Source organism: Lachnotalea sp. AF33-28 (genome assembly GCF_003477885.1).
In the GTDB taxonomy this organism is placed as follows: Bacteria; Bacillota; Clostridia; order Lachnospirales; family Lachnospiraceae; genus AF33-28.
The window spans coordinates 133,788-151,882 of the sequence record NZ_QUEE01000007.1; the positions used below are offsets into that span (position 1 = coordinate 133,788).

General features: G+C 50.0%; 17 protein-coding genes. 14 read left to right on the forward strand and 3 right to left on the reverse strand.

Annotation, left to right across the window (positions count from 1 at the left end; genetic code table 11):
- The first annotated feature begins 1 nt into the window (after position 1).
- A complete protein-coding gene (locus DWZ56_RS11485) occupies positions 2-589 on the forward strand; it encodes a DUF4352 domain-containing protein (RefSeq protein WP_158584549.1) in 588 nt (195 codons plus the stop codon).
- A 75-nt stretch (positions 590-664) separates the two neighbouring features.
- Here the strand turns inward: DWZ56_RS11485 and DWZ56_RS11490 are convergent, their stop codons facing one another.
- Positions 665-1,510 carry a helix-turn-helix domain-containing protein gene (locus DWZ56_RS11490; RefSeq protein WP_118556781.1) on the reverse strand — a complete coding sequence of 282 codons (846 nt, stop codon included), beginning with the start codon at positions 1,508-1,510 and terminating at the stop codon, positions 665-667.
- Positions 1,511-1,736: 226 nt separating this feature from the next.
- Between DWZ56_RS11490 and DWZ56_RS11495 the strand changes: the two genes are divergently transcribed.
- The 7 genes from DWZ56_RS11495 to DWZ56_RS11525 all read left to right on the forward strand — a co-directional run bounded on the left by DWZ56_RS11495 (position 1,737) and on the right by DWZ56_RS11525 (position 12,735).
- Positions 1,737-4,766 (forward strand): glycoside hydrolase family 2 TIM barrel-domain containing protein, encoded by a 3,030-nt coding sequence (locus tag DWZ56_RS11495; RefSeq protein ID WP_118556782.1) that lies wholly within the window; start codon positions 1,737-1,739, stop codon positions 4,764-4,766.
- 259 nt (positions 4,767-5,025) lie between these two features.
- Positions 5,026-5,808 carry a YdcF family protein gene (locus DWZ56_RS11500; RefSeq protein WP_158584550.1) on the forward strand — a complete coding sequence of 261 codons (783 nt, stop codon included), beginning with the start codon at positions 5,026-5,028 and terminating at the stop codon, positions 5,806-5,808.
- A gap of 28 nt (positions 5,809-5,836) precedes the next feature.
- On the forward strand, positions 5,837-8,767 hold the full coding sequence (locus DWZ56_RS11505; protein WP_118556784.1) for an insulinase family protein: 2,931 nt from the start codon (positions 5,837-5,839) through the stop codon (positions 8,765-8,767).
- 178 nt (positions 8,768-8,945) lie between these two features.
- Entirely contained in the window at positions 8,946-9,851 is a 906-nt protein-coding gene (gene era, locus DWZ56_RS11510) for a GTPase Era (protein WP_118556785.1), read from the forward strand.
- A gap of 5 nt (positions 9,852-9,856) precedes the next feature.
- Positions 9,857-10,504, forward strand: a complete 648-nt coding sequence (gene recO / locus DWZ56_RS11515; protein WP_118556786.1) for a DNA repair protein RecO — start codon at positions 9,857-9,859, stop codon at positions 10,502-10,504.
- Positions 10,505-10,653: 149 nt separating this feature from the next.
- Positions 10,654-11,283: a hypothetical protein gene (locus DWZ56_RS11520; protein WP_118556787.1), complete on the forward strand. Its 630-nt coding sequence runs from the start codon at positions 10,654-10,656 to the stop codon at positions 11,281-11,283.
- 57 nt (positions 11,284-11,340) lie between these two features.
- Positions 11,341-12,735: a glycine--tRNA ligase gene (locus DWZ56_RS11525; protein ID WP_118556788.1), complete on the forward strand. Its 1,395-nt coding sequence runs from the start codon at positions 11,341-11,343 to the stop codon at positions 12,733-12,735.
- A 127-nt stretch (positions 12,736-12,862) separates the two neighbouring features.
- Here DWZ56_RS11525 and DWZ56_RS11530 read toward each other — a convergent pair whose 3' ends face one another.
- The gene (locus tag DWZ56_RS11530; RefSeq protein WP_243095206.1) at positions 12,863-13,585 is read right to left on the reverse strand and encodes an Rpn family recombination-promoting nuclease/putative transposase; all 723 of its coding nucleotides are present in this window, start codon (positions 13,583-13,585) and stop codon (positions 12,863-12,865) included.
- Between the two features lie 22 nt (positions 13,586-13,607).
- Positions 13,608-13,811, reverse strand: a complete 204-nt coding sequence (locus DWZ56_RS23150) for a hypothetical protein (RefSeq protein WP_243095208.1) — start codon at positions 13,809-13,811, stop codon at positions 13,608-13,610.
- Between the two features lie 397 nt (positions 13,812-14,208).
- On the opposite strand from DWZ56_RS23150, the gene DWZ56_RS11535 reads away from it, so the two are divergent.
- The 6 genes from DWZ56_RS11535 (at position 14,209) to DWZ56_RS11555 (ending at position 18,022) form a co-directional block, all read left to right on the forward strand.
- Complete coding sequence (locus DWZ56_RS11535) at positions 14,209-14,634, forward strand: DUF3502 domain-containing protein (protein ID WP_158584551.1); 426 nt, start codon at positions 14,209-14,211, stop codon at positions 14,632-14,634.
- Positions 14,635-14,695: 61 nt separating this feature from the next.
- Positions 14,696-15,616 carry an ABC transporter permease gene (locus DWZ56_RS11540; protein WP_118556790.1) on the forward strand — a complete coding sequence of 307 codons (921 nt, stop codon included), beginning with the start codon at positions 14,696-14,698 and terminating at the stop codon, positions 15,614-15,616.
- A gap of 16 nt (positions 15,617-15,632) precedes the next feature.
- On the forward strand, positions 15,633-16,073 hold the full coding sequence (locus tag DWZ56_RS22920; RefSeq protein WP_199679586.1) for a carbohydrate ABC transporter permease: 441 nt from the start codon (positions 15,633-15,635) through the stop codon (positions 16,071-16,073).
- Positions 16,057-16,335 carry a hypothetical protein gene (locus tag DWZ56_RS22925; RefSeq protein WP_199679587.1) on the forward strand — a complete coding sequence of 93 codons (279 nt, stop codon included), beginning with the start codon at positions 16,057-16,059 and terminating at the stop codon, positions 16,333-16,335. The genes DWZ56_RS22920 and DWZ56_RS22925 overlap by 17 nt, the downstream gene beginning before the upstream one ends.
- Before the next feature lie 226 nt (positions 16,336-16,561).
- Positions 16,562-17,164, forward strand: coding sequence for an alpha/beta hydrolase (locus DWZ56_RS11550; protein WP_118556791.1), 603 nt, complete (start codon positions 16,562-16,564; stop codon positions 17,162-17,164).
- Positions 17,165-17,191: 27 nt separating this feature from the next.
- Positions 17,192-18,022, forward strand: a complete 831-nt coding sequence (locus DWZ56_RS11555; protein WP_118556792.1) for a Nif3-like dinuclear metal center hexameric protein — start codon at positions 17,192-17,194, stop codon at positions 18,020-18,022.
- Positions 18,023-18,095: the final 73 nt, after the last annotated feature.

Consider the following 18,095-nt stretch of genomic DNA (forward strand, 5'->3'; position numbering starts at 1 on the left):
GATGAAAAAGATTGGAATACTGGCACTGGTTTTTGTTTTGGCAGCAGCTTTGACAGGCTGTGATCCGATTCCCGGATTCAGCAAGGATAAGGATACGGACAACACGGGCGGCGGATCCGCCATCAGCGCGCTCTATGGAGAGACCTTGAGCGAAGACGACGACCGTATCGTCGGCGGTTACGCGGACGGAAGAATCGGCGATACAATGCAGACCGTATGGTTTTCCTTCAAAGTAAACAGTGCGGAAAAGGTAGACGAATACAATGGCTACACTGCGGCGGACGGCAATATGCTGCTGAAAGCTAACATTACCATCAAAAACACCTACGGTATGGAACTGCCGATGTTCAGCGATGATTTCCAGCTGCAGTGGGGCGAAGGCGATCAAGATTTCGGCTATGCCATGGAAGCGACCACCGATGAAGAGCTGGAGGGCGAATTCACGCTGAAAAAAGGCGAGAGCGTAACCGGCGATCTGGTGTATGAGCTGCCTGCGGAGAACAGCGGAGAATACAGCATCAGCTATCTTGAGATCTATGATGACAACGTAGAAGGCAATGTCTTCTTCGTATATTTTGAACTGGATTAATAAGACATATAAAAAGGGGGGCATGTCCCCCCTTTTTATATGTCTCCGGCTTCATTGATTAGCGAAGATTTTTCCTTATTTATTTTGTTTTCGGTAAACTGCCGGGGAAACGCCCAGATGGATTTTAAAAAGCCTGCTGAAGTAGAGCGGATTTTCGTAACCGCACAGCCGGGATACCTCCGCTACATTATAGTCGGTTCCCTCCAGCAGTTCCCGGGCCTTCATCAGCCGTATATGAATCAGGTACTGCTGGGGCGACATGCCGGTCTGTTCCCGAAAGCTTCTGATAAACCACGAAAGGCTCATATTGTACCGGCCTGCATAGGACTTTACCGGTATATTTTCCTGAAAATGTGTGTGCATATATTCCATCACGTCTTCCATGCGCTGATTATGGCTGCGGCCGCTTTGGTGCTGTTCGGCAATGCTGCGGGCAATCAGCATAAGCAGTTCTTCCCCCATTCGGTTGGCCAGATCCAGATAGAACTTGCGTTTTAACTGCAGCTCACGGATGATTTTCTGCAGCAGGACTTCGTATTCGTTGGAGACGGTTACCGGAAAGACCGGATCAGCGGATGGGGTATAAAACGATACTATGGACGGCATTTTCCCGCCGGAAAAATGCATCCAGTAGACCTCGGTCAGATCCCCGGGGCGGTAGTGGTAGACCTGGCTGCTGCAGGGCGGATAGATCACAATATGGCCCGCGCCTACGAGCCGGTCTCGGCCGTTTACCTGAAAAACCCCCTGGCCGGAGAGCACATACAGGACCTGCCAGTCCCTGCGCCCCTCCGGCCGGCGGGTATGCAGATGTTCATTTTTGGAAAGCTTATAGTAACCGCAGCTGTGGACACAGAAACGCTCGTCTCCTTCATAACTGTCGTTGTCTAAATCATTGAGATAACCGGAAAAACTGATCAATGTTAGAGCCCCCCTGACTTATATATGATTGTTGGTGACAGTATAAATAAGGAAGCACACTGAGGTGTGCGTAGGTCATCAACCTTCGGTTGGTGACAGTATATCACAGGGGAAAATCTATCACAATCATTTTGTGCATATTTTAGCATAAGTTGTACATGGAAAACCGGCCGTTTTCTTCTTATAATGGTTCATAAGCATTATTAACGGTGAAAGGAATAAAACCATGAATCTGAAAAACTATTATGAATCAACCGATACGCTGCATGTGGGCACGCAAAAAACGCGTTCCTACTACGTGCCGTGCGCCTGCATGGAAGAGGCTGTTCAGGAGGACCGGGCCGCCAGCTCCCATCTGCAGCAGCTAAACGGGGACTGGAATTTTGTGTATTATCCCAATATGCATGACCTGCCGGACGATCTGGCGGCGGATTCCCATTTCTTTGACGGCGCGGATACGATTCCGGTGCCGTCGGTGTGGCAGAATCACGGCTATGACCGGCACCAGTACACCAATGTGCGGTATCCGTTTCCCTGTGATCCGCCATATGTGCCCTGGGAGAACCCGTGCGGCGTCTATGGAAGGGAATTTACAGTGGATTCCCTGGAAGGCCGCAGCGTTTATCTTAATTTCGAAGGTGTGGATTCCTGCTTTTATGTTTGGATTAACGGCCAGGAGGCGGGTTACAGCCAGGTATCCCATTCCACCAGTGAGTTTGATATCACGCCGCTCCTTAAGGAGGGGACCAACTGCATCACGGTGCTCGTGCTGAAATGGTGTGACGGCAGTTATCTGGAGGATCAGGACAAATTCCGCATGTCCGGAATCTTCCGGGATGTGTATCTGCTGATCCGGCCGAAGGCCCATGTGCGGGATTATTTTGTACATACCGATCTCTCCGATGATTTCACGTCCTGTAAAGTGAGAACGGATTTTGAAATGGAGGGGGAGCCGGAGGTTGTGCTTAGGCTGTCCGCTCCGGACGGGACCCTGATCGGCGAGACAAAGGTGCAAAACAATAGCGCAGAATTTGTTGTAGAGCGGCCGGCGCTTTGGAATGCGGAGAGACCTGCGCTTTATGAAATGGTGATCGAGTGCGCGGGCGAAGTGATCCGGCAGATGGTTGGCATTCGCAGAATAGAGGTAAAGGACGGCATTGTGCTGTTAAACGGCAGTCCGGTCCGTTTCCGCGGCGTGAACCGTCATGACAGCGACCCTGTGACAGGCTATACCATTTCTGTAGAGCAGGCGGTACGGGATCTGCGGGTGATGAAGGAACACAATGTGAATGCGATCCGCACCAGCCATTATCCCAACGCGCCCTGGTTTGTACAGCTTTGCGACAGATATGGCTTCTATGTGATCGGCGAGAGCGACGTGGAAATCCATGGCGTCAACGCCATATTTAACAGGAATGTGGATCCGGAGGACCGTTACGGCGCGCTGGCCATGGATCCCCGCTTCAGCGAGGCCATACTGGACCGTGTAGAGAGAAATGTGCTGCGGGATAAGAACAGCGCCAGCGTTGTGATCTGGTCTCTGGGCAATGAATCAGGCTATGGGGAGAACTTTGAGAGGGCCGGCCGCTTCGTAAAAGAATACGATCCGTCCCGTCTGACCCACTACGAGGGAGCATACCATCTGCCGCCCAGCAGAGAAAACGACACCTCCATGCTGGATCTCTACAGCCGCATGTATGCCAGGATTCATGATATTGAAGAATATTATGCGGAAGAAGGCGCGGTTAAAAAGCCCTTCATCCAGTGCGAATATATCCATGCCATGGGCAACGGTCCGGGGGATGCGGAGGATTACGAGCAGGTATTTGAGAAATATCCCGGCGTCTGCGGCGGTTTTGTGTGGGAATTCTGCGATCATGCGGTAGATATGGGAAAAACGGAGGACGGCAGGAGAAAATATTTCTATGGCGGGGATTTCGGAGAATTTCCCCACGACGGAAACTTCTGCATGGACGGTCTGGTGTATCCGGACAGAAGGCCCCATACCGGTTTTCAGGAATATAAAAATGTGATCCGCCCGATCCGCGCGGCTCTTAAGGAAATTCAGGACGGCGGCAGATGTGTCAGCCTGATTCTTAAAAACAGGACGGATTATACGGATCTGAAAGACCTGGCCGTGATACGCTGGGAAGTGAGCTGCGGCAAGGAGACTGTGTGCTTTGGCACTCTGCCGCAGATGGAGGCCGCTCCCAGACAGAGCGTGGAGGCAGTGCTGAAACTGCCCGAACTGCCGGATAAAAAGACGGTCCTCACGCTTATCTATATCCAAAAGGAGGACGGTGCTCTGACAGGCGCCGGCCATGTGCTGGGCCATGACCAGATCGTGCTGAAAGAGGGAAAGGTTTGTGACTCTCCTGCTGCGGCAGAGAGCGGCAGCCCTGTTAGGATCCGTGAGGACGGACAGCGGATCACGCTGGAGAACGATAAATTCTGCTATGTATTCCATAAGGGCAGGGGAGTATTTGAAAGCCTGACCTATAAAAACCGGAGGCTTTTGGACCGGCCGATGGAATACAATATCTGGAGGGCTCCGACCGACAATGACAGGAATGTCCGCCATGAATGGGAAGCGGCAGGCTATGACCGGGCTATGACAAAGGTATATGAGTCCGGCGCCGGAATGCAGGGAGAAGATGCTGTGATCACCTGCCGCCTGGCACTGCTGCCGGTCTATCTGGAGCGCATCCTGGATATGGATGCGGTCTATACCGTGAGCGCCGACGGAAAGATATCGTTTGAGCTGGCCTGCAGAAAGAATATGAATATGCCCTTCCTGCCAAGGTTCGGCCTGCGTCTGTTTTTGCCTGGGGAGATGAATGCGGCGGAATATTTCGGCTACGGTCCGCAGGAAAGCTATATGGATAAACATCACGGCGCGCTGCTTGGCAACTACTGCGTGACGGCGGCAGCAAACCATGAGGATTATATCAAACCGCAGGAGAACGGCAGCCACTACGGCTGCGACTATGTGACCGTATCTTCTGAAAGCGGTGTGGGCCTTATGATCTGCACAGAGAAGCCCTTTAGTTTCAGCATTTCCGAATATACACAGGAAGAGCTGGCAGCCAAAGCCCATAATTTTGAGCTGGAGAAATGCCAAAGCACTGTGCTCTGTGCGGATTATTTCCAGAGCGGCGTGGGCTCCAACAGCTGCGGCCCCAGACTTGCGGAACAGTATCAGATGAATGAGGAAGAATTTAAATATGCGGGAACGCTGACACCGTTTATGCGGTAAGCGCTTCCGGGGATAGAATTATATAAGCCGCGCTGGCGTTTCATGTGACGCCAGCGCGGCTTGTCCGTTGCGGCTGGCTTGCATGACCGAAACTTGTACTTGTTATATGCGGGAAGTTTACGGCAGCTGTAAAGCAGATGTAACGGTACTGGATTACACAGGAATGGAAATTAACAAGTTACAAATTGTACAATCTGTGCTAGAATAGATACGATGTCGTAAATTACCATATAAATGTAAATTAACAGGAGGAATGCATATGGACCTGCTGATCGTTTTGTGCGCTGTGGCCTGCATTCTTTATTTCGCGGGCATTTTCGTCTATGCAGGCCCCGGCTCTACTTTCGCCTGGTTCTGGCTGTTTGTGGGCCTTTTGCTGCTCGCCTGGTTTTTATACCGGCGCGGTGTGAAACATAAGATCATCCATTTTCTGTTCCCGCTATGGATCAAAGTGAGCATACTCACCACGCTGATACTGGGAGCTGCGGTATTTGTGCTGGCTGAGATTTTAATCTGCAGCAGCATGCTTAGCCGGCCGTCTCCTGGACTGGACTATATCGTGGTCCTGGGAGCGCAGGTGAAAGGAGAGCAGGTGAGCAATTCCCTGAAGAAACGCCTGGATACCGCATTGGAATACCTGCTTGAGAATGAAGAAACCGTTGCGGTGGTTTCCGGCGGGCAGGGGCCGGGGGAGGATATCACCGAAGCGGAGGCGATGCGGCGTTATCTGATGGAACACGGCATAGAAAAGACGCGCATCATCAAAGAAGCATTTTCCACAAACACACAGGAGAATTTAAATTTCAGCAAAGCATATATCCTTTTGAACTGGAGCGGCAAGGCAGAGGAAGAAGGCGTGATGCCTAAGGTAGGCATTGTCACCAACAATTTTCATGTCTATAGGGCTGTGGCCGTAGCCGAAAAACTGAATTTTGACAATGTGGAAGGCATTCCCGCGCCTTCGGATAATTTTTTGCTGGCAAATCAGATGGTAAGAGAATTTTTTGCACTGGTAAAAGAGAAAATAGTGGGAAACATATAAATAATCGAAATCATGGAGGAATTGTCAAATGACATATTCAATACCGGAAAGCTATGAACTGGTAAAGCAGGAAACGTTAAAGGAACTGAATTCGGAGGCCTATATCTTAAGGCATAAAAAGAGCGGAGCAAGGCTTTTTCTGCTCTCCAACGATGATGAAAACAAGGTGTTCACGATCGGATTCCGCACGCCGCCCGAAGACAGCACCGGGCTGCCTCATATTCTGGAGCACTGCGTGCTCTGCGGGTCGGATAAATATCCGGTGAAGGATCCGTTTGTGGAACTGGTGAAGGGAAGCCTCAACACCTTTTTAAATGCCATGACCTATCCGGATAAAACGGTCTATCCGGTGGCCAGCTGTAACGACAAGGATTTTCAGAACCTGATGGATGTTTATCTGGACGCGGTTTTTCATCCCAACATCTATCAGAACAAAATGATTTTCCAGCAGGAGGGCTGGCACTACGAGCTGGAGTCCGAGGATGCGCCGCTTAAGATCAACGGCGTCGTATATAATGAGATGAAGGGCGCTTTTTCCTCACCGGAGAGCGTGCTGGAGCGTTTTACGGACAGACTTCTGTTCCCCGATACCCCCTACTGCTTTGAATCGGGCGGAGATCCGGACGATATTCCCAATCTGACCTATGAACAGTTCCTTGCGTTTCACAGCAGGTATTATCACCCTTCCAACAGCTATATTTATCTGTATGGCAACATGGATATGGAGGAGAAGCTGCGCTATCTGGACGAATGCTGCTTAAGCCATTACGACAGCATCGAGGTCGATTCCGCCATCGCTATGCAGAAACCCTTTGACCGTATGGCGGAGGCTGTGATTTCCTATCCGATCACGGATGAGGAACCGGAGGAAAACGCTACCTACCTGTCTCTTAATATGGTGACCGGCACCGATCTGGACCGCACGCTTTATATCGCGTTTCAGATACTGGAGTATGCGCTTTTGGGGGCGCCGGGAGCGCCGTTAAAGCAGGCGGTGCTGGACGCCGGCATCGGTAAGGATGTTTACGGCGGATATGAAAACGGCATGCTGCAGCCCTATTTTAATATAACGGCCAAGAATACGGAGGCTTCCCGCAAGGAAGAGTTTGTAACCGTTGTGGATCAGACTCTGCGCAGGCTGGCAAAGGAAGGCTTAAACCGTAAATCGCTGCTTGCCGGCATCAATTATTTTGAATTTAAGTACAGGGAGGCGGATTTTGGCAGCTATCCCAAGGGGCTGATGTACGGCCTGCAGTGTTTTGACAGCTGGCTGTATGACGAAACCGACCCTATGATGCACCTGAAATACGAGGATACCTTTGCTATGCTGAAAGAAAAGGCGGATCAGGGGTACTTCGAAGAGCTGATCCGGCAATATCTGCTGGATAATCCTCACAGCGCTCTGATCGCTGCCGTGCCGGAGAAAGGCCTGCAGGCGAAGAAGGATGCGGCGTTATCCGAACAGCTGGCCGATTATAAGGCGGGCCTTTCGCCGGAAACCATAAAACAGCTGGTGAAGGAGACCAAAGCGCTGAAAGAGTATCAGGAGATCCCCTCGCCGCAGTCCGACCTGGAAAAGATCCCGATGCTGAAAAGGGAGGATATCCGCAGGGAAGCGGAGCCGCTTTACAATGATGAGCGGGAAATCGGCGGCCTGAAGGTGCTGCATCACAATATGTTTACATCCGGCATCGGCTATCTGCGCCTGATTTTTGATACGAAGAATCTGGACGAAGAGGATCTTTTGTATCTGGGACTGCTTAAGAGTGTGCTGGGATATGTGAATACGGAGAATTATACCTATCAGGATCTGTTTGACGAGATCAATATCCATACCGGCGGCATTGTGACAGGTGTCTCCGTGTATGCGGACAGCAAGGATCCGGACGCATTTACGGGCACGTTTGAAGTGCATGCCAAGGCTTTGTATGATAAAATCGGTTTTGCGCTGCAGATGGTGAGGGAGATTCTCTGCTCATCCAGACTGGATGACGAAAAGAGGCTGTATGAGATCATTGCGCAGATGAAGTCACGTTCACAGGTCCGTTTAAACCAGGCCAGCCATTCCGCGGCGGTGCTGCGCGCCACGGCCTACGATTCACCGTCCGCGTATTTCAGCGACCTGACAGGGGGGATCGCCCTCTATCAGTTCATCGAGGAGCTGGAAAGCCATTTTGATGAGCGTAAGGAGGAGATGGTGCGCTCGATGCAGGATGTGATCAGCCGCCTGTTCACACCGGATAATCTGATGGTGAGCTACACGGCCGATGACGACGGCTACCGCAGCCTCATCGAACCGTTAAGAGAGTTTAAGAAGAGCCTTTGCGGATGCCTGGAAGAAAAGGATACAAGCCAGGAGATCCCTTATCATCTCTGCCGCAGAAATGAGGGCTTTAAAACATCCTCCCAGGTGCAGTATGTGGCGCGCACAGGCAATTTCGTGCGGGCCGGATATTCCTACACCGGCGCGCTGAAGATTCTCAAGGTGATTCTTAACTATGACTATCTCTGGATTAATCTTAGGGTAAAGGGCGGCGCATACGGATGCATGAGCGGATTTTCCAGAAACGGGGAGAGCTATTTTGTATCCTACCGCGATCCGAATCTGGCGGAAACCGACCGTGTCTATGAAGGCATTCCCGAATACCTGCGCGGATTTACGGTGGAAGAGCGCGATATGACCAAGTATATCATCGGTACGGTCAGCGATATGGACATACCGAAAAATCCGGCGGCGAAGGGAGCCAGATCCCTCGCGGCCTATATGACAAATGTAAGCTATGAGATGCTGCAGAGAGAGCGCGACCAGGTGCTTGGCGCCGGTCAGGAGGACATCCGGGCGCTGGCCGGCCTGACCGCGGCGGTGCTGGATGACGGAAATCTCTGTGTGATCGGCAATGACAGCAAGATAGAGGAAAGCCGTGAACTGTTTACGGAAGTGAAGAATCTGTTCCGCTAGAGCGCTTTGGGCAGGGCTGCTTGGCTGAATTTAATCCGGTCAGCATGATGAATTGATATATGCTCCGGATTATTCGGTGGAGAACCAAGGGATTACACTTTCGTGGAATTCAAAATAAGCACAACAACAGGCTTGCGGCAGCTTAACCGTAATGGGGCTGCCGCAGAACGGAGTACGAATGAACAAGGAATTTAAATCGGGGTTTGCCACGCTGATCGGCAGGCCCAATGTCGGAAAATCCACACTGATGAACCATCTGATCGGGCAGAAAATCGCGATCACCAGCAATAAGCCTCAAACCACGAGAAACCGTATACAGACGATGTATACGGATGAGGACTGTCAAATCATTTTTGTGGATACGCCCGGCATTCATAAAGCAAAAAATAAGCTGGGTACCTATATGGTGGATGTGGCGGAGCACACGATGGGGGAAGTGGATGTGATCCTGTGGCTGGTGGAGCCCACCACCTTTATCGGGGCTGGAGAGCGCCATATCCTTCAGCAGCTGAAACAGGTGAAGACGCCGGTGATTCTGATCATCAACAAGATCGATACGGTAAAGAAGGAAGAGGTGCTCAAATTCATCGATGTGTACCGCCGGGAATACGATTTTGCGGAGATCATCCCCGTATCCGCTTTAAAGGAAATGAACCTGGACTCGGTGATTTCATCCGTGAAGAAATACCTGCCTTACGGGCCCATGTACTATGATGAGGACACGGTGACGGACCAGCCCATGCGCCAGATCGTGGCGGAGCTGATTCGGGAAAAGGCGCTGCGGCTGCTCTCCGATGAGATCCCTCACGGCATCGCGGTCACTGTGGAGAAGATGTCGGAGAGACAGGACGGCCTGTTTGACATCGAGGCCACCATTGTCTGCGAGCGGGATTCTCATAAGGGGATCATCATCGGCAAGGGAGGCGCTATGCTGAAAAAGATCGGCAGCAGCGCCCGCACAGAAATTGAAAATATGATGGAAGCCAGGGTGAACCTCCAGCTGTGGGTAAAGGTGCGCAAGGAATGGCGGGACAGCGATTTGTACCTGAAGAACTACGGCTACCATCCCAATGATAACAGGTGATCTGATTGAGTGATTTCATCACATTGCAGGGAATGGTGCTCTCCACCATGCCCATCGGAGATTTTGACAAACGGCTGGTGATGCTGACAAGAGAGCGGGGCAAGATTACCGCCTTCGCCAGAGGCGCCCGCAAACAGAACAGCCCGCTTCTTGCCGGCTGCAATCCCTTTGTATTCGGGGAAGTGAGCCTGTTTGAAGGCAGATCCTCCTATACCCTCCGCTCCATTGAGATCACCAAATATTTCGAGGAGCTGGGACAGGATCTGGAGCTGATGTGTTATGCGTCCTATTTTGCGGAATATACGGATTATTACACCAGGGAGAACATAGACGGCACGCTGATGCTCAAACTGATGTATCAGACACTGCGTGCGCTGCTTAATAAGAGCATCCCCAATCCGCTGGTACGCCTGATTTTTGAGATGAAGGCGATGGTGATTAACGGCGAATACAGCGACAGGCTGCCCTGCGCGGTGTGCGGTGATACGAAATACACGCTGGAGTATATCATCACTTCACCGGTGGAAAAGCTTTATACCTTTGTGGTCTCAGACCAGGTACAGAAGGAGCTGCGTGAATGTGTGCAGGCATTTCAGAATATGTACATAGACCGCCGCTTCAAATCTCTGGAAGTTCTGGATACCATATTGTAACAATTTGCAACACTTTTGTTATTGAAATTATGACAGAAAGCGTATACAATAGGGAGTGATCCTGTATTGCAACCTGCTCGTGTGTTCGCAGTGACTGCGGCAGCGGACGGCAAGCGGTGCGGGCACGATATGCAGAAGAGAGGTATACTATGAAAAAATCAGGCTTATTGATATCCCTGTTGCTCATCGCAGTTCTGTTGGCAAGCTGCAGTAAAAAAGAAAAATTTGAACCGACCAAGACCAGCGTATATGTAAAGCAGGACGGTACCGTTGTGGAAGCTTTGTTTGATACACTGGAAGGGGAAAATGAGGACGCGGCTTCCTTAAAGAGTTTTGTGGAGCAGAGCGTGATCCAGTATAATTCCGAGCGGGCAGGCGTTTCTTCCGCTTATAAGGGTACCGATGAGGAGACTGTTTATCCGGTCAATATCCAGAAGCTGGAGATCAAAGGCGGCAATGTGACTCTGTTTTTGGAGTATCAGAGCGGGACGGATTACGATTCCTTTAATTTAAACCGCGGCCTGGTGTCCGATCTATCCCTACAGTCGGTGATTGACGCCACAATTCCGGATAATATGGTGAGTGTGAAGGACGGAGTTCCGGCAGATGCCAACACCATCCGTAAGAATAAAAAATATTATGCGCTGACCTTATACGGCGAAGCCAATATACAGGTTGAGGGAAAGGTGCTGTACGCCTCCTCCAATGTGAAGGTGCTTTCAAACAGCCAGGTATCCATCAGTGCCGCTGATGAACCTGCCTGTATTGTATTTGAATAAAAGCGGCGAGGGGACGGCAGAGGTCCCGGATCAGAATGAAAAAGTGAGGTTGTATTCATGGAAAAGACGATGGACAAAATTGTAGCGCTGGCCAAATCAAGAGGATTTGTATATCCCGGTTCCGAGATTTACGGCGGCCTGGCAAACACCTGGGATTACGGCAATCTGGGTGTGGAGCTGAAGAATAATGTGAAAAAGGCGTGGTGGCAGAAATTCGTTCAGGAATCCCCTTACAATGTGGGTGTGGACTGCGCAATTCTGATGAATTCCCAGACATGGGTGGCTTCCGGCCATCTGGGCGGTTTCTCAGACCCCCTGATGGACTGCAAGAGCTGCAAGGAGAGATTCCGCGCGGACAAACTGATCGAGGACTTCTGTGAAGAAAACGGCATCGCTCTGGAGGGCTCCGTAGACGGCTGGTCCCAGGAGCAGATGATGGATTTCATCAAAGAGCATAATGTGCCCTGTCCTACCTGCGGCAAGCATGATTTCACCGACATCCGCCAGTTCAACCTGATGTTCAAGACGTTTCAGGGTGTGACCGAGGATGCGAAAAATACTGTATATTTAAGGCCTGAGACAGCACAGGGCATTTTCGTGAATTTCAAAAATGTACAGAGAACCTCCCGCAAGAAGATTCCCTTCGGCATCGGCCAGATCGGAAAATCCTTCCGCAACGAGATCACACCGGGCAACTTCACCTTCCGTACCAGAGAGTTTGAGCAGATGGAGCTGGAATTTTTCTGCGAGCCCGGCACCGATCTGGAGTGGTTCTCTTACTGGAAATCCTTCTGCATCAACTGGCTTAAGGCTCTCGGCATGAAGGAAGAGGAGATGCGCGCCCGCGATCATTCCGCTGAGGAGCTCTGCTTCTATTCCAAGGCTACCACGGATATCGAATTCCTGTTCCCCTTTGGCTGGGGTGAGCTGTGGGGCGTGGCGGACAGAACCGATTATGACCTGACCCAGCATCAGAATACCTCCGGTGAGGATATGAGCTATTTTGACGATGAGAAGAAGGAGCGGTATATTCCTTATGTCATCGAGCCTTCTCTGGGCGCTGACCGCGTGACGCTGGCCTTCTTGTGCAGCGCTTACGACGAGGAGGAGTTAGAGGGCGGCGATATGAGAACCGTGCTTCATTTCCATCCCGCCCTTGCGCCGGTAAAGGTAGGCGTGCTGCCGCTGTCTAAGAAGCTCAATGACGGCGCGTGGAAGGTATATGAGGAGCTTTGCAAATACTATAACTGTGAATTTGACGACAGAGGCAATATCGGCAAGCGCTACCGCAGACAGGACGAGATCGGAACACCGTTCTGTGTGACCTTTGATTTTGATTCCGAAACCGATCACGCGGTAACGGTACGTGACCGCGATACGATGGAACAGGTGAGGGTGCCGATTGCGGAGCTGAAAGCGTATTTTGAAGATAAGTTCCGGTTTGAATTTTAATAAATTATATATTGATTGATTTAAGGGTCTGGCAATGCTGCCAGACCCTTTTAAATGGATGTATTACAAAAAACATTTAACAGTTCCGGAGAAAGCCATGCAGTCTCCCCTTTTTACTTAAGAGCCTTCATATATCCTCCTCTGTTTTTATGCCATACTCCTGATATAAACAATTTCGGAATGCCTCGTCGCCGGTTGCACGGAGAAGGTCGTCTGTACGTGAGTCTTGCAGCAGACGTGAAGTTAATTGGACGAAATAATCTTCGCCCTCCTTCCGGCCCGATTTTCTTCCAAGTTCTGTATAGTATTCTCTGATAGTAGCTTCATCCGATTCTCGCATTTCACGGCATAGGTATTCATAACGCAGGCCTTTGTCACGGTTTATTTCCTCAAGTTCATCAACTGCCGCCTCCATGTACTCATTTGTTTTTGCCATATTGGTTAATACCTCCCAATCTTTCGCTGATATCAACTTTGCCCATCGGTATATGTCAGTTTGCTTTTCTTCTTCCGATGCTTTTTCCAACTGGTTTAAGTATAACATGCGAAGCCCCAGTTTGTCACTATATACCTTCCCGCTATCCTTCATCAGCCGTACCTTTTCGTAGAAACAATCTGCCTGTTTAAGCTGGAATCCCAGTATGCTGATGTGGATGCACTCTCTCAATAAACAGTATGTATTTCCTTTCCTGAAATTATCTGCGAACATCTTGCATAAATAGAAAAGCGAGCGTTCCTCCCAGTACGGATAGGGCAAAAGCTGCATTTCTAGATTGATTTTTCTCTGATAATTCATATGCACTCTTATATCCAGAATACCCTCCCGGTCCTCCGGGTAATCGCCGTGCAAAAAGGTGTCAGGAAATTCCAGATCAACAAAGGGCGCTTAAGAGGCCTGTCAACGCTTTCTTGTTGTGGAACGCCTTTTTAAAGGCGAAATCATTGGTCAGGCAGATGTTAAGGGCAGTGTCGCTATTCGCCAGTTCCCGGATCAGCTGTTCTTTTTCTTTGGTGAGAAATTCAGTACGTCCGCTTGTAACAGATGTTTGGGGTGTCTTTTGTTCGTTTTGTTTCATACTGCATACTCCTCCTATAATAGGTATTTTAGGGTGCAAAAAGCAGGGAACACTGAAAGAGCAGAGATGGCTTCCGGTTATTTTGCATAAAAAGTGGAAATCTGGCGGCTGAACTGCCGCGGGGATCAGGAGAATACTCCTGAAAAAAAGAATGAATAGAATTACTGTGTGCTTATCACTTTATCATAATCTTTAAAAATAATCAATCCCTGTTTGCAATTCGAGTCGAAAACTGCATCTGCAGTATACTTTATAACGGTTCACGGCTGCCGCTATGCGCGGGACGTTTATGACAGCCGTGAACAGACAGTAACCGCAAACCGTGACATTTTGCGGGGATAACCGGATAAATTCTAAACTATAGATTGCTTTTTTGAAAGACCGGCACTTCCACCCATTGTATACTGTAAATGTATATAATGAATCGGACAGAAAGGAAGAGGGTTACTATGAGCAATTGGGAATCACGCCGGATACTTCGACCTATTATGCGTATTATACCTGCGGAATCCTTGGCAGCTGCCTGATTCAGGACGTGTGGGACAAAGCGGTGTCCGAGGAGGAGAAGATGTTTCCGAAGCAGCAGAATGACAGCGCCAAGCTTTCTCCTGCTTTTGGATTTACGCTCAATACCGACAATGTTAAGACAGAAGTGACAGCCATAACCAATGTGGAAAATCAGTTTAAATATGGCCTGATCTACGGTGAGCTGGATCCCGAGGTATATATTCCGCAGTTTATAGAGGCGTTGGAGGGAGCGGGCATCAATCACGTAATTGCAGAAGCGCAGACACAGCTGGATGCATGGGCTGCCGCGAAGTGATAACAGGAAATATCAGGAGGGCCCGAAGACATTCTTCGGGCCCCTCCCACAGGAGAAGAATATGACGAAGATTTCAGTAAGGAAAAGGAGGAGCAGGCGAGTCAACTACATACCGCTGTATCTGATGATGCTGCCGGGCATCCTGTATCTGCTCATTAACAATTATCTGCCGATGTTCGGAATTGTTATCGCGTTTAAAAACTTCAGTTATAAGAAGGGGATCTGGGGGAGCGACTGGTGCGGACTGAAGAATTTTGAGTTTCTGTTCAGAACCAAAGACGCCTTTATCATGATACGCAATACCCTTCTGTACAATCTGCTGTTTATTCTGCTTGGCCTGGTAATCGCTCTCTGCATTGCGATTATGATGACCGAGATCGGCAGATGGAAGATTGCTAAGGTAATCCAGCCCATCATTTGCTTTCCCAATATGATATCTATTATAATCGTATCCTATCTGGTGTATGCCTTTCTGGGAAGCAACGGCTTTATCAATCATACAGTTCTTAACGGAAATGGCATCGGATGGTATAGCGAGGCGAAATACTGGCCATTTATTCTGCCGATTGTATACTTCTGGAAGAGCGCGGGTTACAGCTCGATCATCTATATCGCCAGCATGTCGGGGATTGATCCTACGCTGTATGAAGCGGCGAAGCTGGACGGCGCTACTAAGATGCAGCAGATATTTAAGATCACTCTGCCCATCATCCGCCCTATGATCATGTTGATGCTGCTACTGAACGTGGGCAGGATTTTCAGCTCGGATTTCGGACTGTTCCTGCAGGTCCCGATGAATTCCGGTATGCTTTATAATACCACTCAGACGATTGATACCTATGTCTACCGGGCGCTGATGGAATTAAACGACATCGGAATGTCGTCAGCGGCCAGCGTCTTCCAGTCCATCGTTGGCTTTGTCCTCGTGATTGCATCCAACCTGTTTGTGCGGAGGATGGATCCGGAGAGCGCATTATTCTAAAGGAGGATATTTCAATATGAAGAAATGGAATTCAGAGATCCGTTTTCGCACAGTCTGTCTGATCGTGATGCTGCTGTTTGCGGCATTCTGCATCGCTCCTTTCATACTGATGATCAGCGCTTCTGTCACAGAGGAAAATGTCCTGATCCGGGAAGGATATCAGTTCTGGCCTTCCAGGGTCAGTCTGGCGGCTTATGAATTTCTGTGGGCTAAGAGAGAGACCATCGGAAGGGCCTATGCGGTATCTATCGGAATCACCGCTGCAGGAACAGTTGTTAATGTTATGATGACGTCATTGTTTGCGTACCCGTTGTCCAGAAAGGATTTTAAGCACCGCAATTTTTTTGCCTTTTTCATTTTTTTCACCATGCTGTTTTCCGGCGGTATGACGTCCGCCTATATCATCTGGACCAATATATACCACCGCGCTGTTTGCGGGAATGGCTTATTGGAATGACTGGACAAACGGTCTCTATTACATCTCCGATACGAAGCTGTATAGCCTGAACGTATATCTGAATAAGCTGATGAACAACATCTCCTTCCTGAAAAGTTCCAGTAGCCTGACGGAAGGGGCCAACCTGACCAATCTGGATCTGCCCAGCGTCGGAGCACGTATGGCCATCGCCTGCATCGCGGTGCTGCCGGTGGTGATCGTCTTCCCCTTCATACAGGCACAGATGATTAAGGGAGTTGTGATCGGCGGGGTAAAGGGGTAAAAGCAGGGCGCAGCAATGGTAACGGTGAAGATACATAATTGAATTTTGTTTGTTCTTTTTTAGAAGTATTGGGAAATATTCTATGTTAAAATGCGCTGTAAGGTAATGAGCAGTGTGCATAGCGGGAAAGAGACAGATACGGTGCGGTGGCTGCGCATTAACCGGTCTGTCTCTTTCCTGTTATGCAGGAATGAGGAAACAGTGACTTTAAAATGACGGAGGGTGTATTCTATGTATTCTCGCTTACCGTCTGCTGCCCTATACCAGGATGGATGCGATCGCGGATATGCAGCGCGCAATACGGTTGCTTAGAAGCAGGAGGAAGGAGTGGGCATTGGGAGACAAGCTCTGTGTGATGGGATTTTCAGCGGGAGGAATGCTGTCCGCAAACTGTGCTACTCATGCGGATGAAGGCAGGCCGGAGAGCCAGGATGAAATCGAGCGGTTCGCCAGCCGCGTTGACGCCGCTGTGATCGGATACGGCGCGATGTCTGTAGTCTCCTTTGCTAAACCGTTTGGAATGCCTGTCAGCGATCCGCTGATGGGAGAGAATCGCAGAGAACGCTATTATCTGGCGCCGGAAAAACATGTTACCTGCGATACGCCGCCCATGTTTTTGTGGCAGACCTTAAGCGATGACGGCAGGCACAGCATGTGCCTCGCAAAGGCGCTGCAGGATGCGGAAGTTCCTTATGAACTGCATATATTCCAGCCCGGTTTGCATGGGCTGGCCATGGCTGACGGTAGGAACGATCTGGGGATGGATCTTCCCCATGTGGCGCATTGGGGAGAACTGTGTGCCGAGTGGCTGTGTGATCTCGGCTTTTAATTAGAAAAGAACGAAAGGAAGAGAGAGATGACAGTACAGAATATTATTGACGGGATAATTGATAAGACGGGGATGTGTCCCTTGCCTATGGAACGCACCTGTGACCGGCTGATGACCGGGGAAGCGGACATGGAAGTGAAAAAGATTGTGACCACTTTTATGGCTACGGTGGATGTAATACGTGAAGCCATCAGACTGGGTGCTAATTTCATCATCACCCATGAACCTACCTGGTTTACCGGAATGGATCAAACGGACTGGCTGGAGGGAGATCCGGTCTATCAGGAAAAAAGAAAGCTTTTAGAGGAAAACCGCATTGCGGTCTGGAGATTTCATGATCATATGCATATGGGGGCGGAGGACGGGATCTACCGGGGGCTTGAAAAAGAATTTGGCTGGGCGGCATACCGGATGCCGGACGTTGAGGGAAGCACAATGAACCGCTTCGGAGCCTGCTACGAGATTCCGGAAACGACACTCAAAGGCATGGGCATGTTTTTTCGCAGCAGACTGGGCATGGAGACTGTGCAGATTGTGGGAGATCCCGAAATGCCGGTGAAGCGGGTCAGTGTGCTGGTTGGCGGCGGCAGCCTTGGGCTCGGCTTGGAACAACGGCCGATGATACAGATGAGAGAGCGGGACATCGATGTAGTGATCTGCGGTGATATCACGGAATGGACGCTCAGCGCATATGTGCGTGACGCGTCGGCCCTGGGTCTGCAAAAGGGAATGCTGGTTTTGGGACATGAAAGAAGTGAGGAATGGGGTATGAAGTATCTGGGAGAATGGATGGAATCCATAACGGGTGAACTTGAAGTGGTATTTGTAGATGCGGGAGAGCCATTTAACTATATCTGATCCTGTCACCAGCCGCAGGCTGATGATCTGCGCACACTTTAAGTGTGCTTCCATCTGTTTTGATTCCTGTATG

Coding starts and splice junctions, on each gene's coding strand:
- DWZ56_RS11485 (WP_158584549.1), top strand. CDS start 2: ATGAAAAAGATTGGAATACTGGCACTGGTTTTTGTTTTGGCAGCAGCT.
- DWZ56_RS11495 (WP_118556782.1), top strand. CDS start 1,737: ATGAATCTGAAAAACTATTATGAATCAACCGATACGCTGCATGTGGGC.
- DWZ56_RS11500 (WP_158584550.1), top strand. CDS start 5,026: ATGGACCTGCTGATCGTTTTGTGCGCTGTGGCCTGCATTCTTTATTTC.
- DWZ56_RS11505 (WP_118556784.1), top strand. CDS start 5,837: ATGACATATTCAATACCGGAAAGCTATGAACTGGTAAAGCAGGAAACG.
- era (WP_118556785.1), top strand. CDS start 8,946: ATGAACAAGGAATTTAAATCGGGGTTTGCCACGCTGATCGGCAGGCCC.
- DWZ56_RS11520 (WP_118556787.1), top strand. CDS start 10,654: ATGAAAAAATCAGGCTTATTGATATCCCTGTTGCTCATCGCAGTTCTG.
- DWZ56_RS11525 (WP_118556788.1), top strand. CDS start 11,341: ATGGAAAAGACGATGGACAAAATTGTAGCGCTGGCCAAATCAAGAGGA.
- DWZ56_RS23150 (WP_243095208.1), bottom strand. CDS start 13,811: ATGAAACAAAACGAACAAAAGACACCCCAAACATCTGTTACAAGCGGA.
- DWZ56_RS11540 (WP_118556790.1), top strand. CDS start 14,696: ATGACGAAGATTTCAGTAAGGAAAAGGAGGAGCAGGCGAGTCAACTAC.
- DWZ56_RS22920 (WP_199679586.1), top strand. CDS start 15,633: ATGAAGAAATGGAATTCAGAGATCCGTTTTCGCACAGTCTGTCTGATC.
- DWZ56_RS22925 (WP_199679587.1), top strand. CDS start 16,057: ATGGCTTATTGGAATGACTGGACAAACGGTCTCTATTACATCTCCGAT.
- DWZ56_RS11555 (WP_118556792.1), top strand. CDS start 17,192: ATGACAGTACAGAATATTATTGACGGGATAATTGATAAGACGGGGATG.